The sequence below is a fragment of the Pseudomonadales bacterium genome (assembly GCA_041395665.1).
Classification (GTDB): domain Bacteria; phylum Pseudomonadota; class Gammaproteobacteria; order Pseudomonadales; family UBA7239; genus UBA7239.
The window spans coordinates 117,629-139,109 of sequence record JAWLAB010000002.1 but is presented as its reverse complement, the minus strand read 5'-3'; the positions used below and the strand labels follow the sequence as shown (position 1 = coordinate 139,109).

The 21,481-nt window shown below is 50.9% G+C and carries 26 protein-coding genes and 1 pseudogene; 1 reads left to right on the top strand and 26 read right to left on the bottom strand.

What is annotated here, in order from left to right:
* Positions 1–10: 10 nt before the first annotated feature.
* From R3E63_03155 to R3E63_03045, 23 genes and pseudogenes are all read right to left on the bottom strand, one after another.
* Positions 11–628 carry a DUF3261 domain-containing protein gene (locus tag R3E63_03155; GenBank protein ID MEZ5538959.1) on the bottom strand — a complete coding sequence of 206 codons (618 nt, stop codon included), beginning with the start codon at positions 626–628 and terminating at the stop codon, positions 11–13.
* The gene (locus R3E63_03150) at positions 625–1,509 is read right to left on the bottom strand and encodes a hypothetical protein (GenBank protein ID MEZ5538958.1); all 885 of its coding nucleotides are present in this window, start codon (positions 1,507–1,509) and stop codon (positions 625–627) included. The genes R3E63_03155 and R3E63_03150 overlap by 4 nt, the downstream gene beginning before the upstream one ends.
* Positions 1,506–2,672 carry a beta-ketoacyl synthase N-terminal-like domain-containing protein gene (locus R3E63_03145; protein MEZ5538957.1) on the bottom strand — a complete coding sequence of 389 codons (1,167 nt, stop codon included), beginning with the start codon at positions 2,670–2,672 and terminating at the stop codon, positions 1,506–1,508. Before R3E63_03145 ends, R3E63_03150 begins: the two co-directional genes overlap by 4 nt.
* A gap of 13 nt (positions 2,673–2,685) precedes the next feature.
* Complete coding sequence (locus tag R3E63_03140) at positions 2,686–2,964, bottom strand: acyl carrier protein (protein ID MEZ5538956.1); 279 nt, start codon at positions 2,962–2,964, stop codon at positions 2,686–2,688.
* A complete protein-coding gene (locus tag R3E63_03135) occupies positions 2,961–4,115 on the bottom strand; it encodes an ABC transporter permease (GenBank protein MEZ5538955.1) in 1,155 nt (384 codons plus the stop codon). Before R3E63_03135 ends, R3E63_03140 begins: the two co-directional genes overlap by 4 nt.
* A 1-nt stretch (position 4,116) precedes the next feature.
* The gene (locus R3E63_03130; GenBank protein MEZ5538954.1) at positions 4,117–4,869 is read right to left on the bottom strand and encodes an ABC transporter ATP-binding protein; all 753 of its coding nucleotides are present in this window, start codon (positions 4,867–4,869) and stop codon (positions 4,117–4,119) included.
* 5 nt (positions 4,870–4,874) lie between these two features.
* Positions 4,875–5,735, bottom strand: coding sequence for a class I SAM-dependent methyltransferase (locus tag R3E63_03125; protein ID MEZ5538953.1), 861 nt, complete (start codon positions 5,733–5,735; stop codon positions 4,875–4,877).
* A 21-nt stretch (positions 5,736–5,756) separates the two neighbouring features.
* A complete protein-coding gene (locus R3E63_03120; GenBank protein MEZ5538952.1) occupies positions 5,757–6,503 on the bottom strand; it encodes a hypothetical protein in 747 nt (248 codons plus the stop codon).
* Positions 6,504–6,542: 39 nt separating this feature from the next.
* Positions 6,543–6,812, bottom strand: coding sequence for a hypothetical protein (locus tag R3E63_03115; GenBank protein MEZ5538951.1), 270 nt, complete (start codon positions 6,810–6,812; stop codon positions 6,543–6,545).
* Positions 6,813–6,820: 8 nt separating this feature from the next.
* Positions 6,821–8,077, bottom strand: coding sequence for a beta-ketoacyl-ACP synthase (locus R3E63_03110; GenBank protein MEZ5538950.1), 1,257 nt, complete (start codon positions 8,075–8,077; stop codon positions 6,821–6,823).
* A gap of 74 nt (positions 8,078–8,151) precedes the next feature.
* Complete coding sequence (locus R3E63_03105) at positions 8,152–8,700, bottom strand: methyltransferase (protein ID MEZ5538949.1); 549 nt, start codon at positions 8,698–8,700, stop codon at positions 8,152–8,154.
* A gap of 3 nt (positions 8,701–8,703) precedes the next feature.
* Complete coding sequence (locus tag R3E63_03100; protein MEZ5538948.1) at positions 8,704–9,435, bottom strand: 3-ketoacyl-ACP reductase FabG2; 732 nt, start codon at positions 9,433–9,435, stop codon at positions 8,704–8,706.
* Positions 9,432–9,917 (bottom strand): hotdog family protein, encoded by a 486-nt coding sequence (locus R3E63_03095; protein MEZ5538947.1) that lies wholly within the window; start codon positions 9,915–9,917, stop codon positions 9,432–9,434. Before R3E63_03095 ends, R3E63_03100 begins: the two co-directional genes overlap by 4 nt.
* The gene (locus tag R3E63_03090; protein ID MEZ5538946.1) at positions 9,914–11,104 is read right to left on the bottom strand and encodes a beta-ketoacyl-[acyl-carrier-protein] synthase family protein; all 1,191 of its coding nucleotides are present in this window, start codon (positions 11,102–11,104) and stop codon (positions 9,914–9,916) included. Before R3E63_03090 ends, R3E63_03095 begins: the two co-directional genes overlap by 4 nt.
* Positions 11,101–12,336 carry an NAD(P)/FAD-dependent oxidoreductase gene (locus R3E63_03085; protein MEZ5538945.1) on the bottom strand — a complete coding sequence of 412 codons (1,236 nt, stop codon included), beginning with the start codon at positions 12,334–12,336 and terminating at the stop codon, positions 11,101–11,103. The genes R3E63_03090 and R3E63_03085 overlap by 4 nt, the downstream gene beginning before the upstream one ends.
* A complete protein-coding gene (locus R3E63_03080; protein MEZ5538944.1) occupies positions 12,323–13,903 on the bottom strand; it encodes an aromatic amino acid ammonia-lyase in 1,581 nt (526 codons plus the stop codon). Before R3E63_03080 ends, R3E63_03085 begins: the two co-directional genes overlap by 14 nt.
* Positions 13,896–14,855 carry a glycosyl transferase gene (locus R3E63_03075; GenBank protein MEZ5538943.1) on the bottom strand — a complete coding sequence of 320 codons (960 nt, stop codon included), beginning with the start codon at positions 14,853–14,855 and terminating at the stop codon, positions 13,896–13,898. Before R3E63_03075 ends, R3E63_03080 begins: the two co-directional genes overlap by 8 nt.
* A 9-nt stretch (positions 14,856–14,864) precedes the next feature.
* Positions 14,865–15,551 (bottom strand): annotated as a pseudogene (locus R3E63_03070) (glycosyltransferase family 2 protein).
* A gap of 109 nt (positions 15,552–15,660) precedes the next feature.
* Entirely contained in the window at positions 15,661–16,449 is a 789-nt protein-coding gene (locus tag R3E63_03065; GenBank protein MEZ5538942.1) for a fatty acid desaturase, read from the bottom strand.
* Positions 16,450–16,540: 91 nt separating this feature from the next.
* Entirely contained in the window at positions 16,541–16,879 is a 339-nt protein-coding gene (locus R3E63_03060; protein ID MEZ5538941.1) for a nucleotidyltransferase domain-containing protein, read from the bottom strand.
* The gene (locus tag R3E63_03055; protein ID MEZ5538940.1) at positions 16,876–17,307 is read right to left on the bottom strand and encodes a nucleotidyltransferase substrate binding protein; all 432 of its coding nucleotides are present in this window, start codon (positions 17,305–17,307) and stop codon (positions 16,876–16,878) included. The genes R3E63_03060 and R3E63_03055 overlap by 4 nt, the downstream gene beginning before the upstream one ends.
* A 50-nt stretch (positions 17,308–17,357) precedes the next feature.
* Positions 17,358–17,648, bottom strand: a complete 291-nt coding sequence (locus R3E63_03050; GenBank protein MEZ5538939.1) for a type II toxin-antitoxin system RelE/ParE family toxin — start codon at positions 17,646–17,648, stop codon at positions 17,358–17,360.
* Entirely contained in the window at positions 17,638–17,886 is a 249-nt protein-coding gene (locus R3E63_03045) for a type II toxin-antitoxin system Phd/YefM family antitoxin (protein ID MEZ5538938.1), read from the bottom strand. The genes R3E63_03050 and R3E63_03045 overlap by 11 nt, the downstream gene beginning before the upstream one ends.
* A gap of 274 nt (positions 17,887–18,160) precedes the next feature.
* Here R3E63_03045 and R3E63_03040 point away from each other — a divergent pair, with 274 nt between their 5' ends.
* Positions 18,161–18,544, top strand: a complete 384-nt coding sequence (locus R3E63_03040) for a hypothetical protein (GenBank protein MEZ5538937.1) — start codon at positions 18,161–18,163, stop codon at positions 18,542–18,544.
* 287 nt (positions 18,545–18,831) lie between these two features.
* Here R3E63_03040 and R3E63_03035 read toward each other — a convergent pair whose 3' ends face one another.
* From R3E63_03035 to R3E63_03025, 3 genes are read right to left on the bottom strand one after another with little or no spacing between them, the layout of a single operon-like run.
* The gene (locus R3E63_03035; GenBank protein MEZ5538936.1) at positions 18,832–20,004 is read right to left on the bottom strand and encodes a lipid-transfer protein; all 1,173 of its coding nucleotides are present in this window, start codon (positions 20,002–20,004) and stop codon (positions 18,832–18,834) included.
* A 12-nt stretch (positions 20,005–20,016) separates the two neighbouring features.
* A complete protein-coding gene (locus R3E63_03030) occupies positions 20,017–20,436 on the bottom strand; it encodes an acyl dehydratase (GenBank protein ID MEZ5538935.1) in 420 nt (139 codons plus the stop codon).
* A gap of 10 nt (positions 20,437–20,446) precedes the next feature.
* Positions 20,447–21,424: a MaoC family dehydratase N-terminal domain-containing protein gene (locus R3E63_03025; GenBank protein ID MEZ5538934.1), complete on the bottom strand. Its 978-nt coding sequence runs from the start codon at positions 21,422–21,424 to the stop codon at positions 20,447–20,449.
* Between the last annotated feature and the right edge of the window lie 57 nt (positions 21,425–21,481).

Here is a 21,481-nt window from a genome sequence, read left to right as displayed (position 1 = left end):
ACTGCGCTCCTCAAGGTAAGTTTTCAATCAACAAACAATAGTGGCGTTCGCGATGGCAATATTGGGTATCTGTTGAGCGATATTCAATATGTATCACGGTATTGCCATTGTTGCGTTGCAGTTCGCGCGTGCGTAAGCCATTTTTACCTGTAGTTTCGATCAACTGTGCACTGCCAGTCAGTGCCGACTGTAATTCGGTGAGTGGAAAAGTAGTCAATTCAAAATCCGCCAGTGCGTAGCGCGCATCAAAAGAGCTAGTCGCGATTTGTTGCAGTGAAAACAGGGGTGAACGCCAAGTGTCGATTGCTGCCCCATCAAATTGCAGGCTGAACAAGCGCGTGCCGCTGGGTGCGAGCCCTGCTATGACAATGTTTTTGGGCGAAGCTTGCACTTGCATCAATAGCGTGTGTTGCGATTCTTGCGCTGCGTCAGGTTTCTTTTGTGGATCACGATAGCGTGCAGTGATTTTTTGTGTAGCAGTAAAGCTATTTTTTGGCAGTAATAGTTGCAGAGTAATGTTATCGGAAATAGCGATGCGATTTGTATTGCTGTCTTCGTTCTGTTTGGGTGCGTGCTGGCAGGCCGTCAGCAATAGCAAGGTAAATATCACTAAGCACTTTTGTCTCATAAAGACACCTGCAAGACATTGAAGCGGCCATCAGGGTCACAGTCGATATGCAATAACTGCTGTGCCGATTTTTGCTGCAAAAAATAGCCTAGTGTGTTGCCGCAATGGCTGTCATACCACGGTGTGTTGGGTGCGGTGAACAGTTGTTGATGCGATACGCTGTTTTGCAACCACTGAGCAGTCGCGGTATCGATATGTTGTCCTAAAGCGAATGCTGCATTTTCTGTGTTGTGTTGTTGCAGCCAATGCGTGAGCGTATGGCGATCTGCCAAGGCAACGCAGTGATCAATCGTCGCCAGAGTTTTTTCTGTGGTTTTATCTGTGGTGAGCAAAAACCAATGGCTGCCTTCGCCCACTTCTGTGTTTTCTGTTACGCCAAGTCTTTGTCGATGATCGCGCAGTGGTGCAGTGCATAAATCCACTGAACCAACCAATGCCGTGCGCACAGCCGTGATTTGCATATCCAGTGCAGCTAATTGCAGTGCACTTTCTAACGGTGCGTAACAGCGTGTGACAAATTGGCTGCGCCCCTGCAGTGCAAATTGTTTGGCGACATAAAAGCAGGCGGAATTGCTCACGGTGTTGATAAAACTTAAGGGCTTCGGTGGTAAGCCGTGTTCCACCATTTGCGTGAGCACTTCCAGCGTAGTTTCTAAATCGCCGCGACCCGAAGTGAGGTAAACCGCAGTGTCGGCGGGTGGGGTTTGTTGTCGCAAACAACGCCCGGCACCAATTAACGCAAGCTGAATAAAACGCCCGACGCGACGCACGGTTTCGCCGGTAGTTTCTTTCACCAATTCTTTTAACGACGGCAAATCATTGCTGTTGATTGCTGCGCTGTAATGCCCGTGTGCGATAATTTTGATCTGCGATGTATTCATGCACCACACCCCATGATCAGCGCCGTGTTATTGCCGCCAAAACCAAAATAGTTGAGCAGACAAGCGCCAGATGGTGGCTCGATACAAGTTTGATTGAGTGCAATCCCCAATTCATTTGTATCGTTGCCAATATTCGGCGTGGCAGGAAGAAAAGCAGTGGATGCTGTGAGTGATTTCCACATCAAAATTAATTCCGTTAAACCGCAAGCACCGAGTGTGTGACCGAGAAAAGGTTTTAGCGCGCAAACGGGTGGCACTTTTGTAAAAACTTGCAGCAAGCCGGCAGCTTCCGCTTCGTCATTGAGCAAGCTCGCCGTACCGTGCACTTTCAGGCAGCCGATGTCTGTAGGTGTGATACTCGCTTCTGTCATGGCTTGTTGAATTACGCGTGCCACGCTGGAGCCATCGGCGTTGGCGGCCGACATGCTGTGCGTGTCGCAAAGATTCGCGCCACCCAATAAACGGAAATCCGCCGCTTCGCCCGCACCCAAAATCATCGCGCTGACCGCTTCGCCGAGCACCAGCCCGTTGCGTGCGGCATCGAAAGGGCGCATGACGGATGGTGTGAGCAAACCTAAGCCTTGAAAACCCAGCGCGGTGATGTCATTGATCAATTCCACGCCGATGACTAGCGCATGCCGCACTGCGCCGCTCGCCAATAAACGCGAGGCGTACCACAACGCGTTGGCGCTGCTGGTGCAAGCGGTGTTGAAACTAAATTCAGGGCCAAACAATCCGTAGCGTTGGCGCAGCATGTCCGCCAATTTGCCAAACGAAGGCGAGCCGCCGAGCGGAATCGCAGAGCCGCGCACTTGTTGCGCTTGTTGGTACTGATGTTCAGAAATCGAAATATCAAACGATGAAGAACCGACAAACAATGCCATCTCGCGTTGTTCGCGTGTGCTTAATTTTGCAGCATCCAAAGCTTGCTGAATGGTGAGATCGATGCTGCGCAGTAAGCGTGTTTCAATATTTTCTAGCGGTACGCCATGCAATAATTTATACGGCACCGTTTCCTGCGTGTCGCCGAGTGTGCGTTGCAATAATTGCGGCGCTGTCGGTGCGTGTTGTAGTGCGGCTAAATGCGCATCCACACCTGTGCCTAGTGTGCTAGTAATGCCAGCGGCAAGAAAACAAGCGGAATGATTGGCAGCCATCGACATAAAAATACGCGCGTCAGTCGGGTTGATAATTCAAAATAGTATCCGCCAGCGTGTTGATGGATTGCATCGCGCGCCGCGCAGACGGACCATCTTCAATTCGCACGCTGTACTGTGTTTTTATCGCCATCGCGATTTGCAATGCGTCGAGTGAATCTAACTCTAAATCACCACCGATCAAAATCGCATCGTCGGTAATCGTTTCAGGCGCGATGTCCTTATCGCATTCCACCACGATCAATTTTTTTAATTCTATTTTTAATGTTTCGCGATCAATCATGGTGTTTACGATCATAGTGTTTTCGATTTTTGTAGATGCATAGCCAGCGCTATAGTGACACAGCCGAAGAGCAATAGAGAACCCGCTTCTGGCAGCACATCGTGCAGCGAGCCGTTGCGTAAAAAAATATCGAGAAAACCGTCTAAGCCCCATGCCATCGGCGACCAATCGGCAATGCGTTGCATGGTTTCTGGCATCACAAAACGCGGCACCATAATGCCGCCGAGTGCAGCGAGCAGGATATTGCCCACGCCGCCTAGCGTAGTGGCTTGATCGGTGGTGCGCGCCAGCGCGGCAATTAAAATGCCGTAGCCCAATGCAGCGCTACTCAGTGCTATCGACATAACAACTAAGCTCAGCAGTGAATTGCCTAGCGTCAATGATTCCGCGCCAAACCAAGGCATGGCGTAAACACCGACTGCCAACATCAATAACACTTGAATTTGATTGATAAAAAAATACGGCACTAGTTTGCCAATCACGGGCAGCGCGCGAGAAATCGGCAGCGTGCGCAAACGGCGCAGCGTGGCTTGCTGCCGCTCACTGATTAGTGTGTTAGAGAGCGGCAACAACAGAAAAAACATCGCAAACACTAACCATGCAGGCACATTTTGTTGTACCGCAGAAGGGCGTGCATGATTTTGATCTGCTTGATAGTTGTAGCGCATGCTGACGCTGTTTTTTTGCAGTGTGTCTTCGTCAATGGTGAGTGTGGCAGCAGTGTCGCCTTGCAGCGCTTGCTGTATTTTGAGTTTTAGCAGCAGTGTTTCTGTGTGTTGCCGCGCCATCGCTTCTTGTACGCTGGCGGTGAACAATGCTTCGGTTTGCGCGTTGGTATCAGGTTCAACAAGAATGTCTGCTTGCAAGACATCGTTTTGTTGTTTCAGGGTTAAAACAAAAGCAGTGTGTTTATCGTGCGCGCTCTGCCAAGCAAACACGGATTTTTGTTGCAGTAGTGCAATCACGCGCTCAGCTTCTGCATTTTGTGCTTGATTGACTAGCTGTGCAGCAATTTTTTTCACGCTGGTGTTGGAGAATTGTTCTTGCAGCGCCAGCGACATAATCAAAATAAATGCCATTGGCATCGCAAACAGCAAGAGCAAGCCGTGTATATCGCGGCTCAGCAGTAGCAATTCTTTTTTGATGATGGCAAGTAGCGCAGTCATATCAATCACGCAGCGCAGTGTGGGTGAGCGACAAATAAAAATCTTCCAGCCGCTGCGCGTTTTGGCGCGGTGTAACGGGCAGTGTAGCGGCGCGTTCTAAGATGTTAGCCAGCGTGTCCTGCACCAGCAGTTTGCCGTGATCGATAATCGCCAACACATCACAGATAGATTGAATTTCTTCCATGTAATGCGAGGTGTAGACAATCGTCATGCCGCTTTTTTGTAACTGACGAATGGTGTCGAGAATAAAGTGACGCGATTGCGCGTCGATGCCAACAGTGGGTTCGTCGAGAAATAACAAGCGCGGCTTATTTAACAACGCGATGGCTAAATTCAAGCGCCGCCTCACGCCGCCAGAGCACTGCGCAGCGCGCTTATTGAGCGTTTCTGCTAGACCGCAAGTGTGAACGGCAAAGTCGATATGCGCTTGTTTGCCGCTGCCTTTTAAGCCGTATAAACCGGCAAAGCAGGCGAGATTTTCATACACAGTTAAACTGGGATAGAACGCATAATCTTGCGGCGCGAGTGCGAGGTGGTTGCGATTCTCGTCGACAAAACGAATTTCACCCTGTTGCAAAGGCAGAATGCCGGTGAGCAAACTCAGCAGTGTGCTTTTGCCTGCGCCATTGGGGCCGAGCAAGCCAAAACAACTGCCATGCGGTACGGTGATAGAAATATTTTGTAGAGCTGCTTGTTGTTCGCCCGCATAGGTGAAAACAATATGATTGGCTGTGATGGCGGGCGCAGCATTCATCGCGTTCAAATTTTTCGCGCCAGCACATGGCGCATCGGTACATCGATGTCGTGTTGTATCACCTCAAAACCGTGTTGTTTGAGTAGGGCAGGAATGTCTTGTTTGTGCCACGCCATTAAAAACGGTTCGTTGAGTTTTTTGGCCAGCACATAAAAATACAAGCCGCGCCAACCGTATTCACGCAATAGTGCAAGCGGTTTATTCTTTATTTGTAAGGGTGACGGTTCACAAAAAGCCAACCAGCCTCGTGGTTTCAAAATGCGCGACCACTCTTGCAAACTCTGTGTGAGATAGCGCGGTGGAATTTCATGCAATAGAAAACAAGCGGTGATGGCATTAAAGCGCGCGTCTGGAAATTCTGGTTTCTCCGCTACGCCGTGCACAAAACGCACAGCAGGCCAATCCTGCGCAGCGTGTTTTAATAAGTACGGTGATGAATCCAAGCCCCACACTTCTTTGATGCCAGCTTTATGCAACGCGCCTGCTAAACCGCCACCGCCGCAACCGACATCCAACACGCTGCCATCGCGCATTGCAGGGTCTTGCAATAATTGTTCGACAATTTTTTGATGGCTTTTACCAATTTCACCCAGCATCACTTTATTAAAGCCGGTGATGTAACCGCGTGTAAAACGGCGCGAGTAATTACCGTTAGGTAAATTGTGAAACTCTTGCAGAATGTATTTGGGAATATTTTCTGCAAACGGCACATTGTCTGGCAGTTGTATCGGCTTGATACGCAAGCCCAACAAATGCTGTACAAACTGCCACAAATCACGCGGATGGCGAAGATTTAATTGATCGGGCCAAGTGTCCGGCAAATGTAGGTTTTGCCAATCAGGAACGGGGGGATCGGTGGCAATCATGCAGCGCGTATTGAGTAAAAATTAAGGATAGCCAGGCTCGTTGGAATCCGTTTGTACTTCATACACTTGCCATGTGTGATCGTAGTACGAACGATTGGTAAAAATAATGCGGCCTTTTCCTTTGTACAGCGCGTAGAGCCGCGCAGTGTCTGAGCCTTTGAAATTGAATGGAATCCACGCTTTACCCGTGACATGCCCCGTGCTGGATGTCGGCTCACCAACGAGTGCGTAAGCCTGAGCCATGCTCATGCCTTTGGTCACTGCGCTGAGTGGTTGTCCTGAACCTGTTGATGTCGCTGCGCTGCTACGATTGCTGCGTGCAGAGCTTGATGCATTGCCACTTGATTTTTTCATGGCAGAGACAGAGCCGCGCTTATATTGCGGTACGGTGCTATCACTTAATTCATTTAGGGCTTGGCTGGCATATTTGCGCAGCTTTTTATTGTTGCTTTTGCTAACTTCGCTTAGCGTGTCGCGATAGCGCGGATTGCGTGATTTCCCCAAGGCTTTAGCTGCCCATGACAAAGTATCAATGTCGCCCATGGTCGCGTTGGCATAGTTTTGCAATAACACTTCCGCCAAATAATCGAGCACAACTTGGTTGTCTTCGCTGCTGTTGTAAATATCTTGCGCAGCAATTTTTACGCTAGACATGCTGCCACTCGTCAACATGCTTACATAGTTTTGTTCTGTTGCATCCAATGCCAGCGCAGTGCCAGCAAAGCCGAGCAGTGTTGCTACCAAAAACATTTGCAGCATTTTTTTCATGGTCTTGCTCCTTGTCATGAGTGGTTTGGTGCAAAAAAATTAATGAGGGATAAAGTTGCCTGCGCGCAAAATGCCCACGACACCTACCATAATCCAGAAGGTATTCAACAGTGAATAGGCGACATCTTTACGCAGGATGGAACACCACGACAAGATGGCAGCATCCACCGTATTCAGTATCCAAACAAACATAAACGGGCTGGCAGGCCCCATCCAACTCACTAAGCCAAAGCTGAAGATGCGCATGAGTACGCCGAGCATTTCAAAGCCACGGATGTAGCGCAAAATAAAATCGTTAAAAATTTGCATAACTTGTTCTAATTCCAACGCTTAAAAATTAAAGAAGTATTGATGCCGCCAAAGGCAAAATTATTGCTCATGACAAATTCATTGCTGAGCGTGCGACCTGTGCCGGTGATGTAATCCAATTCGCCACAGCGTGCGTCGAGATTGTCGAGATTGGCGGTGGGGGCATACCAATCGCTGTTGAGCATTTCGATGCTGTGCCACGCTTCCAACGCGCCGCAAGCGCCGAGCGTGTGACCGAAATAACTTTTTAGCGAGCTGATTGGCATGCGCGCGCCAAACACCGCGTTTGTGGCACTGGTTTCAGCGATGTCGCCGTGCTCGGTCGCTGTGCCGTGTGCGTTGACATAACCAATCGCGGAGGGCGACAAATTAGCATCGGCTAGCGCCTGTTCCATCACCACTTGCATGGTGGCGGCGGTCGGCTGCGTGATGTGCGCGCCATCCGAGTTGGTGGCGTAGCCGACGATCTCGGCGAGGATCGTGGCGCCGCGCGCTTGGGCGTGCTCTAAGTCTTCCAGTATCAACGAGCCTGCGCCTTCGCCGATCACTAAGCCATCACGGTCGCGGTCAAACGGGCGCGGTGTTTTATCGGGAGTGTCATTTTTTAAGCTGGCGGCAAACAGGGTGTCGAACACGGCGGAGTGCGCCACACACAGTTCTTCCGCACCGCCTGCCACCATCAAATCTTGCATGCCGTAGCGAATGGCTTCGTAGGCGTAGCCAATGCCTTGGCTGCCAGAAGTGCAGGCGCTGGCGGTGGGGATGATGCGCCCCTTAAGGCCAAAAAACAGGCCGATATTGACGGCGCAGGTGTGGCTCATCATCTCGACATAAGTGGTCGCGGTCATGGCTTTGGTGGATTGCTCCGCGAATAAACGCCCGAAGTCGATGGTGGCTTCGGTGCTGCCATTGCAGGAGCCGTAGGCGACGCCCATGCGCCCATCGCGGATGCTGACATCGTCCAGTAAGCCCGCTTGTTGCAGCGCGACTTCGGTGCAGTGCGTCGCCATCAAGGCTACGCGTCCCATGCTGCGCGTCTGCTTGCGCGAGTAGTGCGCGGGGCGGGAGAAGTCGGTAACGGGGCCGGCGAGCTGCGTCATCAGACCGTCAATTTTGGCGTAGCCATCCATGCGGCGAATGCCGGTGTGGCCGGCGCGCAACGCGGCAGAAATCGTCGCCCAATCCTGCCCCAGCGAGGTGATACCACTCATGCCTGTCACTACAACACGGCGCGGCAACTTGGGTTTGTGGAATGGGTTACTCATGCAGGCGTCCGGTGTCGCATCGGGATTGGCAGAAAGAGTGCTTATTGTAACGAGTGAAACCCGTCAGGGCAGTTTTACCACAGCCTGGGAAGGAAGCGTTTGGTCTGCGTCATGTAAACGCGATAAGCCTCACCAAAATAGGCGAGATTTTCCTGCTCCTCGCGCCGCGCTGTGAGAAATAAAAACAGCGTGGCGAGTAGTGCTAGTGCAATGCTGGCCAACGAAAACGGTTGTTTGAACAGTAAGCCCCAATTCAAAAGTAGCAGCGCGCTGTACATGGGGTGGCGGATATAACGATAAAACCCGTACGTGACTAATTGCGTGGTTTTTTCAAAACCGAGCAGAGCAGGATCACCGCGTACCGCATCACTGTTGCCGTGTTGTTTCAGTAATACAGCGCCTCCGATCACTAGAGGGATTGCAGTAAACAACAACAGCCAAGAAATGCATTGATACCAAGCAAAGCGATCAACAAACCAAAACGGATATTGCCGCAGCAATAACAGCAGCATGCACTCCCATGCAAGCAGGCGATAAAAACCGTGCGATTGCACAGCGCACATATTGCGCCGCGAAATAAAAATCAGCAGCGCACTGCCGAGTGCAAATAAAAAATAGTTCATCGTTTAACTCGTCATGCCGCCGTTGACGGAAATCACTTGCCGCGTGATGTAAGCCGCGCCATCGGAAAACAAATAATTGACGAGGCTCGCCACTTCTTCCACGCTGCCCATGCGGCCTGCAGGAATAATTTTTAGCGCGTGTTCCAATACCTGCGCATCGGTTGCCATCTCGGTTTCGATTAAACCTGGGGCGACACAATTGACGGTGATTTTGCGCGAAGCCAATTCAACCGCTAGCGCTTTGCACGCGCCGATCAAGCCCGCTTTGGATGCGCTGTAATTCACTTGTCCGCGATTACCCATCACGCCAGACACTGATGACATCGCCACAATTCTGCCGCCTTTTTTTGTGCGTATCATTGGCATGATGAGTGGATTCAATACGTTGTAAAAACCGTCGAGATTGGTGTGGATCACTGCATCCCAATCTTCACCACTGATCGCAGGAAAGGCGTTGTCGCGTGTGATGCCCGCGTTGCACACCACACCGTAATAAGCGCCGTGTTGTTCAATATCATCGAGCAAAATTTTTTGTGTTTGCTCGCGGTTGGCGATATCAAATTGCAAGCAGCGCACCGTGCGACCCAGAGCGGTGATTTCATCGCGCACGGCGTATAAATCTTCTACGCGTGAACGGCAGTGCAACACAATATCAAAACCACTGTGGGCGAGAGCGAGCGCCACAGCACGACCGATGCCGCGACTAGAGCCAGTAATGAGTACGCTGCGTGTCATGTTGATATTCCTGTTTTATTTTGCGTGGAAAAATGGCGCACAAAATCGCGCGGATTTTCTGGGCGAAAGGCTTTGATTTGTGCAGTGGCTAAAATATCGTCGCAGCGAATTTCGCAATCAAATGCACCAAGTCCGCTGTCGTCGGTATACACGGGTTTGGCAGACAGTTGTAGCGTGCAGTTCTTGGGAAAAACCGCCGCATTGCAACGGTAACTGCGACTACCGAGTAGAAAGCCCGCTTGCACGGGTTTATCGCGCAGCCGCTGTTGATGTCCGGCCCAAATGCCTATCGTTTGTGCCATGTATTCCACGCCCACCCACGCGGGTACGCCGCCAAGTGCCGTATCAAAAAATGGTGACTGCTCTGTGATGTGTACCACCGCTTGCGCGAAATGTTCGTCGTAATCCACCACATGTGTGAGCAAAATCATCGGCGCACGGTGTGGTAGTAATATTTCCAGTTCAAAAGTTTTTTCTATCACACCGACCTCGTCAAAATTACCGAGGCATTGCTGCCGCCAAAGGCAAAAGAATTGCTCTGCATGGCAAGAGTTTTTTTATCGGGCAGTGTTTGTGTTTTGCGCAAAATGGCGATAGGTGCGAGAGTGGTATCTGGTGTTTTTTGATTGCACTGCGCTGGAACACTGCGCGCATGATTGTGATCGGATAATAACAACCAGCACAGTGCCGCTTCTGTCGCGCCCGCTGCGCCGAGGGTGTGTCCGGTGAGCGGTTTGGTGGAACTGCATGCGGTGTTGCTACCAAATACACGAAACACGGCGGCGCTTTCCATCGCATCGTTGAGTGGCGTCGCTGTACCGTGCAAATTGATGTAGGCAATGTCGCAGGCTTGTAAGCCTGCATCGTGCAGTGCAGCGCGCATCGCAGCTTCTGCACCTATGCCTTCAGGGTGTGGTGCGGAAATGTGATGTGCGTCGGCGGATTCACCCATACCGGCAAAAATAATTTCGGGCGATGATTGTTTTGTTGTCGCGCTACTTTTTTGCATCAAAAATAAAGCAGCACCTTCACCAATGCTGATGCCGTCGCGACCTACGGAAAACGGTTCGCAGCGCTGCGGTGATACCGATTCCAACGCAGTAAAACCTTGCAGCGTGAGTTGGCAGAGTGAGTCGCTGCCGCCGCAAATTACGGCGTCGCATAAATTTAATTCCAACAAACGACGCGCACTGCCTAGCGCTTTAGCACTGGAAGAACAGGCAGTGGAAACAACCATCGCTACACCAGACAGATGGAGATAGCGCGCAATAAACTCGGCGGCGGTACCGATTTCTTGTTGGCGATAATCGTAATCCAGCGACCATACGCCATTGCACAGTTTTTCTGCGAGAGCGGCTTCACCTTCAGCAATGCCGGAGGTGCTAGAGCCAATCACCACGGCGATGCGATGTTTGCCAAACTGTGCAATCACAGCATCAATTTCTGGCTGTATCTGCGCCAACGCAGCCAACAACAAACGGTTGTTGCGACAATCAAAGGTAGCAAGTGTGTCAGGGATGGTTGGCAGTGTGACGGTGACTTGTCCCGTCCAAGACGCCCCATTTTTTTGCATACCGGTTGCTGTGCCAGATAAAAAATTATCCAGCACCTTTTGTTTGTTATCGCCTAAGGCATTGAGTATGCCGAGTGCAGATAAAACCGGTTTCATGTGCTGCGACAAATTTCCGCTAATACATTCATGCGGCGTTCGCTGTCTTTGACATAGGGATTGTTTTCATCCCAAGCGTAGCCGGCGAGAATGGAACTGATCATCGCCTTGATGTCGTCGTTGTGTTTATCGTAATACACGATGTCTTGGAAGCGGCAGTCATACCATGCGCTAACAAAAGTGTGGAATGTTTTAACGCCTTTTTTCAGTGGCGCTGCAAAATCGGCTTCCCAATCCACGGCTTCACCGCGTAATTGTCGATCAAGTGCGGCTGCTGCCAAACTAGCGGATTTCATCGCAATAGTCACGCCAGAAGAAAACACAGGATCCAAAAATTCACCGGCATTGCCGAGCAGTGCAAAGCCTTTGCCGTGCAGTGATTTCACATTGCAGGAGTAGCCGGTAATTTGCATGGCATCGCGTGTGATTTCTGAATTCTTCAATAATTCTTTGAGGTAAGCGTCTTCACTAAAAATTTGCATGACGCGCTCATTCAAGTTTTCAGAATAGCCAGTGTAAAACGCTTGGGGTGCGATAACACCCATGGAACATTGACCATTAGAAAATGGAATAGTCCAGTACCACACATCGCGATGCATTGGGTGGGTGGTGATAAGGATTTTGTTGCGATCAAATCGCTCATCGGTGATGTTGTCACGCACGGTGGCGAAACAGGCCTGACGCACAGGAAAGTCAGAAGGATATTCAAGATCGAGCAAGCGAGGCAGTACGCGACCAAAACCGCTGGCATCCAATAAAAACTTCGCTGTTGCTTCACGCACTTCGCCTTCTGCGGTGCGAAAAGTTACGCGCGGTTGTTCGCCATGGATATCCACGGCAGTAATTTCGTGGCGATAGCGTAAATCGACACCAAAACGCGCTGCTTCATCGGCCAAAATTTTGTCAAACTGCGCACGCTGCACTTGAAAAGTAGTGCCGTGACCTGGTGAAAACTTTTTAGTGAAATCAAAATGCGTGTGTTTGCCGTTGTGATAAAACGCAGCACCATTTTTGAATTGGAATCCGCCTGCTTGCACGGCAGGTAACATGCCTGCTTCCTCGATAAAAGCCATGCACTGTGGCAATAGACTCTCACCGATAGAGAAGCGCGGAAATTGTTCACGCTCCAACATTAGAACGGAATATCCTTTTTGTACTAATAAGGCGGAAGATATCGCGCCTGATGGTCCTGCACCAATAACAATGACATCAAAGTTTTCAATAGTGGCCATGAGTTTCTCCTTGAAATGTATTGGTGTGGGTAAATAGTTGCCACTTGCGTTGTTGAATGCAGTCAATCGTGTGGCGCAGGTCTGCTTCTAATGGACGGTCTTCTTCCACAAAAGCAAAATTTGCTGAAATAGTATTTTTCATCTCGCGCAGTGTGGTTGTCAGTTGTTTCTCATTTAATTCGCCTTGTCGTTGGCGCAATTCCAGTGCCTGTGTTGCGGCTAATACACTGGCAGCGGCAACTTGTTCGGTGAGTTGCAGCACGCGCAAACAATCGCGCGCAGCAATCGTGCCCATGCTGACTTTGTCTTGGTTGTGGCATTCGGTGGAGCGTGAAAAAACCGATGCTGGCATCGTCAATTTCAATGCTTCTGCTGTCCACGCCGAACAACCAATTTGCACGGCTTTGAAACCGTGATTGATCATGGAGCGTTCTGCACTGGCACCGGAAACATTCGCCGGCAAGCCGTGATTGAATTTGGGATCCATCAACAGTGCCATCTGTCTGTCGAGCAAATCGGCGATATTGGCGACCGCATTTTTTAATCCATCCATCGCAAATGCGATATGGCCGCCGTAAAAATGTCCGCCGTGTAAAACCTGTTCACCGATGCCATCGATAATGGGATTGTCGTTTGCGCTATTGAGTTCGGTTTCAATAAATTGGCGCAACCACGCTTGGCTATCGACTAATACACCGATGATGTGCGGTGCGCAGCGCAGCGAATAACGATCTTGCAGACGATTGGAATTGCGCGCCATTTCATCGCAATGCAAATCACCGCGTATCCATGCAGCAACTGTGTTTTGCCCTAGATGTGGTTTTACCGAAAATAATTTTTCATCAAAATGATGCGCGTTACCTTGCAGCGCCACCGACATCATCGCAGTGATACGCGCGGCTAATTGCGCTAAATAATCGGCGCGCACATAAGCGAGACACGCGAGCGCTGTCATCACTGCGGTACCGTTCATTAACGCCAAACCTTCTTTGGGTCGCAGCGTTAATGGAGCGAGTGCCAACTCATTCAACACGTGCAGTGCGGGGCGGCGTTCACCGCCAAACCACACATCGCGCTCGCCCATCAAGGTCGCGGCGATGTAAGACAGCGGCGTGAGATCGCCACTGGCGCCGACTGAACCTTCTTGCGGAATGACGGGTACGATGTCGTCATTGATGTACAACACCAAGCGTTCGAGTAATGCTGGTGTTACGCCGGAATAGCCCTGTGCCAGCGAAGCGAGGCGAGCAGCGAGAATGGCGCGCCCTTGTTGTGCATCAAAAATGTCGCCGAGCCCGCAGCCGTGAAAGCGCGCTAAATGCAGCGGCAATTCTTCCACACGATGCGCGGGCACTTGCACGGTACAGGAATCGCCGTAGCCAGTTGTTACGCCGTAAATCACGCCGTCATCGCGCAACAGCGTTTCAAGAAACGCGACGCCTTTGTCGATGCGCTCACGAAAAGCAGCATCGGATGAAAGCGCAACGGATTGTTTACCTTCGGCAATCGCGACAATATTTTCGATGGTGATATGTGCTTCACCAAACAGTAGAGGAGAGTCAGTCATGGCGCTGCCAGAAATTGAAAAAATTAAACCATTGTAAAGGAGCGAGGCGGCAGTAGTGTTCTAAGCGTTCGGCGTAGCGCGTAATCGCCACGGTGAGCAGTGCATCGCGTTGCCGGCGCGGGAAAGTGAGTTGGCCGGCAAAAGGCTCCAAAAAAATTTCGTAGTGGTTTTCTGTGGGTAGCGCAAACAGTAAATACACAGGACATTCCATCAGTGCCGCCAAAATAAAGGGCCCTTGTGGAAAGGCTGCGTCCTCACCGAGAAAAGGCACACGAGAAATACGCTGCGTGCTGGTGGGCGAGGTGCGATCTGCTGCAATTACAACCAACTCACCTTGTTGAATTTTTTCGTGCAACCGTATAGCTGTTTCAGGGCCAATATCGCTGACCTGCATCACTTCAAAACCAGAAGAAGGATTGGCTTCTTGCAACACCTTATTAATGCTGGCGGCGTGTTCAGTGGAAAGTAAAACATTCAGACGAAATTCAGGATGATTGTGTACCAAGGCGCGACACATATCCGCATTGCCAAGATGCGAAGTGAGAATCACAGCGCCGTGCTGCTTGCTCAGTTGTTGTCGCAATAATTCACGGTTGGCAAACACCACATCTTCACGCCGCAAATCACCGGTCCATGCAGAAAATTTATCCACCACCGAACGACCAAATGCCATGAAATGCTGAAAAATATCTTTCTGTGTTGGTGTGTTTGGTAGCACGCGCTGCAAGTAGCGGTATGATTCGCCGCGTGCGCTGCTGGCAAATAAAAAAAACCAACCGATGATGGGATACAACAGCGCGTACAGTGTTTTTTTTCCTAGTGTGCGGTAACACCACAAACAAAAACGCATGCCCCATTCACTGCCGCGTTCGCGGTGTTGTGACCAATGTGTTGAAGCGTTTTGTTGTGGGAAAAACTTGCGCGTCAATTGTTTGGCTAAATCACGCAACATTAAACTGACCAAACGCGTGTGCATCCAACTGATTTCAAGGTTGTCGCGCAGCGGTCGAAAATGCGAAATACCGTTTTCTGGATACGAGACGTGCGTCGGTAAAAAATGCACCGGCGTGCCGGCGCGATACAAACGCACCATGATGTCGGTATCAAATGCCATGCGTTGCTCGATGGCTGTGTTCTGCATCAACGCGTGCGTGGCGGCGATGGGATAAACGCGAAAACCACACATGGAATCGACAATATCGAACGACAATGTTTCGACCCACACCCAAAAATGCGTGATGTAACGGCCGTATAAACGCGCTTTCGGAATGTCGTTGCCGTACTGCGGCGCACCGCTGATTAATGCGTGGGGATTTTTTTCAGCGAGTGCAAGCAGCTCGGGAATGTCGGCGGTGTTGTGTTGGCCATCGGCATCAATTTGTAATGCGTGTGTGTAGCCTTGTTGTTGTGCCTCAGCTATGCCGCGTAGTACAGCAGCGCCTTTGCCTTGGTTCGACGGTAAACGCAGCAGTGTGATGTTGTTTTCAGCAGCAGCGAGTTTTTCTAGCGCAGTTTTTGTTGCAGCGTTACTGCCATCATCAATCAAAAAGCACGGCAAATCGAAATCGCGCAGCCGCTGCCATGTGGCATCAATCAGTGTGCCGTGGTTGTAAACGGGAATAACAAGACAAGGGCGAAAATCTTGCATGAGCGAGTGAGATTCTGTGGTGGCGTGAATATGTTGCGTAATTATGGCGCATAAAAAAAACGCGGAGGCGCTTTTTTACGGAGTGATAAAGCTGTGTTGTTGATGTAGATCAGTTTGGCAGCAACATATCGAACGAAGATTTGCGGTACAAGTGCGTTGGAATCTTGCCTTTGATTTGCTCGTGTAACGCAGGCAATTTTGACCAGTGTACACCCTGTTTGTAGTGGTGCGCGGTGTGGTAGCCGAGATTGCCGGTCAGCAGATTAAACCAGTGCCCCATGATGTTGTGTGAGGCTTCGAATTGATTGTCGGTGTGCAGTCCGCTGTGGTGATCGTAAGTTACCCATGAGGTGAACAGCAGGCTCACGATCATTGGCAGTACGAAAAGGAAAGTCGCTTGCATCGGTTTCAGCCACAGCAGCAACGCGAGCAGGGCAACGGTCAGTGCCGTGAAGATGAGGTAGACCTTCTGCACTTTCGGGTAGCGTTTGCCGACTTGATAGCCGCGCCAGTAAGCCGTGCCAGCGATGTTGAACGAGTATTCCAGCTCCCCCATGGTGCTGCCGTCTTTGCGCGTCCAGCCGCTTTCGTCTTTGGTTTGATCCAAGAAGTTGTGGTGATGCCCCAACACATGGTGCAGCACCCACAGGTTGCTAGTCGCGCCGGTGTGTAGCGCGTAAGCCTGCTCCAGCAGGCGATTCAGCACAGGGTGGCGGAAAGTCATGGTGTGCTGGTGATGATGATTCCATGCGCAGATCACGCCCTTAGGCACCAGCATCAACAGCCAGTAGCCCACCAGCAGCGGCAAGCTCTCAACCGTGAAATACAGGGTGAAGTCGACCACTGTCAGCGCCAGTATCAGGGACACTGGAAGAATGTCTTCTTTATGTTTGAACATCAGATGGGCAGCAGCTCGACCGGTTTTGTAATTTATTGGATTAAACGAAGCGCGGCATTGTAGCGGAGCAGGGGGGCGTTGAAAACAGCGATCAGCTGGATTTTCTTTGGTACAGGAGCTGGCCGTCTTGTTGGATGTTGGCTAGCAAGTCGGCATTATCGACATCGCGCAACACACATAGATCGATCTTCCAAGGCAGCAGCAAGTCATCCAACACTTGCTCTAGCCGTGCTTTGTGTGCCAATGAAAGCGTGTCGCCATCCAGTGCGATGTCGATATCGGAAGTATTTCTTGCCGTACCTCGTGCGCGTGAACCATAGAGCAATGCTCGTTGCACAGTCGCTTCTTTTGCTAGAGCTGTGTAGATTTGCTCCAGCGCCGCTACCGGTAAATTGGCGCGGGCAGCCAGTTGTTCTAGTGCTTCGTTCAAGGAGTGTTTTCCATCTGTGTTGCCAAGTCAGTCATCTTGCCTAAGAACTGCGTGAACAGCGCGAAATAGTGCTGGGTGATACGGCTCGCAACGGCATCAGCCACCGCCTTGTTATAGGTGTGCGATGTTTGGTTGCGGCTGCTGATCATTTCCATCCAGCCTTCGCCATCGCTTACCAGCCCTTGCTGGAATGCCTCCCGCGTGGCATCGCGCGAGCCGGTGATATTGGTGTGACCTTGCCAAACGAAGTAGTCCTTCATCACATGCCACGCCAGCTCGTGGGTGTATTCAAAGGCTTGAATCAGCCCCTGTTGTTCCAGATCACTCAGCGGGCGTTGCCCAGTCAGCGTCACGGCATTGGTTAATTGCTGATAAGCCAGCCGGTAATTCGCTAGCCGCTGTAGCCAGCGTGGGGGCGTTTGATTCATGGGTGGTTCTCCTTCATGTAGCGCACATTCTATCCCTTGCTTCGCTACCGCTAGGGCTGCAACCGAGACAGTGCTATTTCATAAATTTCGTTACGGTCGCGTTTTCCAACAGCAATGACAGTCACTGTTACCGTTTCATTTTCAACAGAGTAAACCAAGCGATAACCGGCTTGGCGCAATTTGATTTTATAAGTGCTTGCTGCGCCAGACAGTGCAGCGCTAGGAACATGCGGATTCTCCAGTCTTTCAGCCAGCTTCTTCTTGAATTGCTCTCTTCCGGTATGCCCCAATTTGCGCCATTCCTTCAGCGCCGAGTCCTTGAATTCAAGTTTATAAATCATTGAGCGACACAGGGATGCTTTTCTCTTGCTGCCTTTCCCGCACGATTTTCAGCAGTTCTACATCGTCGATCATCTCCATCATGGCTTCATAGGCAGCAGCAGGCACACAATAAAATGCAGGTTCGTTCCGGTTCAGCACGGCTATGGGCATCCCGTGTGCGCTAGCCACCACTTTCATGGGGTTGGCTTTTAGCTCTGAAATGCTAGCAGCCGTTTCTGTGAGCATTTGGTAAGTCATGGCTTATGCCTCCGGGCTGTAAACTTGAAACCAAATAATAGGTCTTTGAAATGGTCTTGGCAATGCAGCTCTAAGTGAGCCACAAGAGAATGCCTGCAGGGGGTGGGTCGAGTAAAGACGCCTTGCCGTCACAGCGCAACACCAGTCAGCTTGACTACCCCCCCCCCGTGCAGACTAGGATTCGGCGGTGTGCAGGCAGCCTATCAGCTGCCATCCCAGAAGCTAATAACCACCGAATTGAGAAAATGTAATGGATCGACACAGAAGTTATTTAATGTCTTTAATGGCAAAAGACGGGCCAGAACAGAATGATTACTATGACCTTGATGCGTGGATCATCGAAGTATCCGAACAATCTGCATCAGGGAAGCTAAACAGCCAAGACATTGAAGAACTGGTTGGCTTGCTCGGTGATGCTGCTTCTGCTGGAACCATGCAAGGCTTTGTACTGCACAAACCGCACGGCTATGCCGGCGACTTCGAGATAATAGACAAGTTTTATCAAAATCATGTATCACCTCTGCAGCATTTAGCCAGATGGGATACATTTTGGCAAAGCCATCCGGCAGCTCAGGCTGTTAGAAACAGAGCGCACTATCTGAATGCATTGCTATTAAATCATTGCTCCGCGCGCACTGAAAACCACCGGAAGTACTGAACATTGCCAGTGGCCCAGGCCGCGATTTGCTGCATTTCTTTGACAAAAAACCCCAGCAGAGCCTATATGGAATTGTTTGACTGGAAGCTTCACCACAGAAGCCCGCATACATTGATGTGTTTAGCCCTTGAATCAGGGTTTAGGAAGGAAAATATTGAAGTACGCAAAGAAGAAACTGGTGTAAATCTTTTTCTTCATTTGAAAGCTCAAGTGCCTATCTGAGGCCGCCGAGCGAATCACCACTCCATAAAAACAAAAAGGCACCTCGCGGTGCCTTTTTCGTTGGCCTACTTGCCGATAATCATCCCACCGGTTGGCACGCCGACACCGGAAGTCACCACCACATTGTTGACGGCTTTTTTCGGTTGATTGAGCGACTCACCGCGCACCAAACGCACGCCTTCGACGATGCCGTTCATGCCGTGAATATAAGCCTCAGACAACTGGCCGCCGTGGGTGTTGGTCGGCAGACGGCCATCGGGACGCAGTGCGCCAGAATTGATGAAGTCTGCTGATTTACCCTGCGCGGCAAAGCCCCAGCTTTCGAGCTGCCACATCACGATCGCGGTGAAGGCGTCGTAGATGATGGCGGCGTCGATGTCATCTGGCTTCATGCCTGCTTGCGCATAAGCCTGTTTTGCAGCCAGATCCATCGCAGGAATTTGCGCGATTTCGTCGGCGTAAAAGTTGGTCATCGCTTCGGTGTTTTTATCCGCGTATGCGCCCACGCCTTTCACAAACACTGGCATTTTGTTCAAGTGCTTGGCGCGTTCTGGCGTAGTCAAAATCACCGCGCTGCCGCCGTCAGATTCTTGGCAGCAATCGTAGAGTTTGAACGGCAGAGAAATCGCTTTTGCGTTGTCGTATTCCGCGCGCGTTAACGGACGGTTATGGAAAAACGCATTGGGATTGGTGGTCGCGTATTGGCGCGTGGTGATGGCAATTTCTGCCAATGCGTCTTTAGTATCGCCAAACAAATGTTCGTAGCGTTTGTGATACATGGACACCCACGAAGCCGGCGTGAGCAAGCCGTAAGGAATGTACCAGCCGTAGTGAATCATGTCGCCGGTGACGATATCGCCTGACACACCGCCAGAATAACGGTGACCAGAGCGACCGTTAAGCGCGCGCCAGCACACCACGACTTCTGCCGCGCCGGTGGCAATCGCCATCGCCGCTTGTTGAATGGTGCCGGTGCCTGCGCCGCCGCCGTGCGGCACGCGCGAGTAGTACGACAAATCGTTGCAGCCAATCGCGCGCGCAATTTCGATTTCATCGTTGTTGTCCATGGTGTAAGTCACCATGCCGTCCACATCCGACGGTTTCAAACCGGCATCGTTCAATGCAGCGAGAATCGCTTCACACGCGAGTGACAATTCACTGCGACCAGAGTTTTTAGAAAACTCGGTGTTGCCTGCGCCGACAATCGCGGCTTTGTTTTTTAAATCTGCAATTTTCATTTTCAATTCTCCTTACTGCGGCAACTGCACACGGACGATGCCGTCGAGGTGCATGCCCCAGTTGCCTTTGGCGGTGACTTTTACATCGACGATGCTGTTCGCATCATCTTTCGCTGCCACTTCGCCAGTAAATTTCAATACTTCGCCCGGTTGCACGGGTGCGCCGAGTTTGATGTTGACGCGTTTCAGCGTGCTGTCTGGGCCCGCCCAATCCGTTGCATAACGCCCGACCAAACCGTTGTCAGTGAGAATGTTGGGAAACACATTCGCCAAGCCCGACGCATTCGCCGCGCCTTTGTTGTGATGCACGGGCGTGAAATCGCGTGAAGCGACAGCACCCGCGACGATAAAACTGACATTGATGTCGATATCCATGCCCGGCAATTTATCGCCGACATTCACCGCAGAAAATTTTAATGTTTGTTTGCTCATTGTTATCCCCTCACACCAATCTGAATTGCGGCAACACATTGTCCGCATCCACTTGCATGATTTCGCCTTTCACGCGTTTGCCAATTTGTACATCTTCCGGTTTGCAGTCGATGATATTTGACAGAATGCGCGTGCCTTCATCGAGCGTGATCACCGCGCACATCAGCGGATAGGTGTAGCCGGGGATTTCTGGGTAGTGTAATTCCACAAAACTGAAAATTTCGCCATCCAATTTTGAAGCGACAAAATCCCATTCGCCGCTTTGGCACTGATTACAAAACGGGCGTGGCGGATGACGCAAAGTCGAACACGATTTGCAGCGCTGAATCGCCACCACTTTATTTTTTTCCAGTTGCTCCCACCACCACGCGTTGTCGTGACCGCGCACAGATTTCGCGCGCGTCGGTGCTTTGTTTTCTTCTTGCGCATTTTCTGCCACAGGTTTTGCAGCTTGCGCGGGTTTGAATTTCAACACGCGGAACAACATCGTGCCGACTAATTCTTTATTTTGATCGGTGAATTCCGTGCGCGTCTCAATGAAATAGCCCGTGCCCATGCCGGTGGCTTTTTCTTCGGAGATGGAATGAATTTTGGTGTGTGCGATAACAGTGTCGCCCGGCTTCAAATCGCGAAAATATTCCTGATCGCAATTCGTGCCCAACACGCCGGTAAAACCGTGGTCTTCCATAAAGCGGTGCAGCTTGCGTTGGCCGTCCATCGTGGATGGATCTTGCGAATCAGCAAACGCCATCGGGTAGCCTTCCATACTCCACGCTTGCAGCATCGTGGGCGGTGCAATCATGCTGCCTTTTGCGGTTTGCGCGGCGGCAGCGGTGTAAGCGGGGTTGGTATCACCCATCACTTCACACCAGTGACGAATCATCGCCTCGTTCACGGTATCCAAACCCGCCGTGGGCGGCGCGATTTCCTTGCCTACCCAAGTGTAGAGCTCGGCTTCAAAGGCTTTTTTCTGTTCATCCGGTGTCATGGTGTTCACCTCTCAGGCGGGCTGGCCGTGTAAAAAGAGGCAGAATGATACTGGAAA

Coding starts and splice junctions, on each gene's coding strand:
- R3E63_03035 (MEZ5538936.1), bottom strand. CDS start 20,004: ATGAAAATTGCAGATTTAAAAAACAAAGCCGCGATTGTCGGCGCAGGC.
- R3E63_03105 (MEZ5538949.1), bottom strand. CDS start 8,700: ATGAACTATTTTTTATTTGCACTCGGCAGTGCGCTGCTGATTTTTATT.
- R3E63_03135 (MEZ5538955.1), bottom strand. CDS start 4,115: ATGACTGCGCTACTTGCCATCATCAAAAAAGAATTGCTACTGCTGAGC.
- R3E63_03075 (MEZ5538943.1), bottom strand. CDS start 14,855: ATGTTGCGTGATTTAGCCAAACAATTGACGCGCAAGTTTTTCCCACAA.
- R3E63_03100 (MEZ5538948.1), bottom strand. CDS start 9,435: ATGACACGCAGCGTACTCATTACTGGCTCTAGTCGCGGCATCGGTCGT.
- R3E63_03125 (MEZ5538953.1), bottom strand. CDS start 5,735: ATGATTGCCACCGATCCCCCCGTTCCTGATTGGCAAAACCTACATTTG.
- R3E63_03140 (MEZ5538956.1), bottom strand. CDS start 2,964: ATGATCGTAAACACCATGATTGATCGCGAAACATTAAAAATAGAATTA.
- R3E63_03030 (MEZ5538935.1), bottom strand. CDS start 20,436: ATGAGCAAACAAACATTAAAATTTTCTGCGGTGAATGTCGGCGATAAA.
- R3E63_03050 (MEZ5538939.1), bottom strand. CDS start 17,648: ATGATTTATAAACTTGAATTCAAGGACTCGGCGCTGAAGGAATGGCGC.
- R3E63_03115 (MEZ5538951.1), bottom strand. CDS start 6,812: ATGCAAATTTTTAACGATTTTATTTTGCGCTACATCCGTGGCTTTGAA.
- R3E63_03145 (MEZ5538957.1), bottom strand. CDS start 2,672: ATGTCGATGGCTGCCAATCATTCCGCTTGTTTTCTTGCCGCTGGCATT.
- R3E63_03090 (MEZ5538946.1), bottom strand. CDS start 11,104: ATGAAACCGGTTTTATCTGCACTCGGCATACTCAATGCCTTAGGCGAT.
- R3E63_03120 (MEZ5538952.1), bottom strand. CDS start 6,503: ATGAAAAAAATGCTGCAAATGTTTTTGGTAGCAACACTGCTCGGCTTT.
- R3E63_03155 (MEZ5538959.1), bottom strand. CDS start 628: ATGAGACAAAAGTGCTTAGTGATATTTACCTTGCTATTGCTGACGGCC.
- R3E63_03055 (MEZ5538940.1), bottom strand. CDS start 17,307: ATGAATCAAACGCCCCCACGCTGGCTACAGCGGCTAGCGAATTACCGG.
- R3E63_03085 (MEZ5538945.1), bottom strand. CDS start 12,336: ATGGCCACTATTGAAAACTTTGATGTCATTGTTATTGGTGCAGGACCA.
- R3E63_03065 (MEZ5538942.1), bottom strand. CDS start 16,449: ATGTTCAAACATAAAGAAGACATTCTTCCAGTGTCCCTGATACTGGCG.
- R3E63_03045 (MEZ5538938.1), bottom strand. CDS start 17,886: ATGACTTACCAAATGCTCACAGAAACGGCTGCTAGCATTTCAGAGCTA.
- R3E63_03110 (MEZ5538950.1), bottom strand. CDS start 8,077: ATGAGTAACCCATTCCACAAACCCAAGTTGCCGCGCCGTGTTGTAGTG.
- R3E63_03080 (MEZ5538944.1), bottom strand. CDS start 13,903: ATGACTGACTCTCCTCTACTGTTTGGTGAAGCACATATCACCATCGAA.
- R3E63_03130 (MEZ5538954.1), bottom strand. CDS start 4,869: ATGAATGCTGCGCCCGCCATCACAGCCAATCATATTGTTTTCACCTAT.
- R3E63_03150 (MEZ5538958.1), bottom strand. CDS start 1,509: ATGAATACATCGCAGATCAAAATTATCGCACACGGGCATTACAGCGCA.
- R3E63_03040 (MEZ5538937.1), top strand. CDS start 18,161: ATGTCTTTAATGGCAAAAGACGGGCCAGAACAGAATGATTACTATGAC.
- R3E63_03025 (MEZ5538934.1), bottom strand. CDS start 21,424: ATGACACCGGATGAACAGAAAAAAGCCTTTGAAGCCGAGCTCTACACT.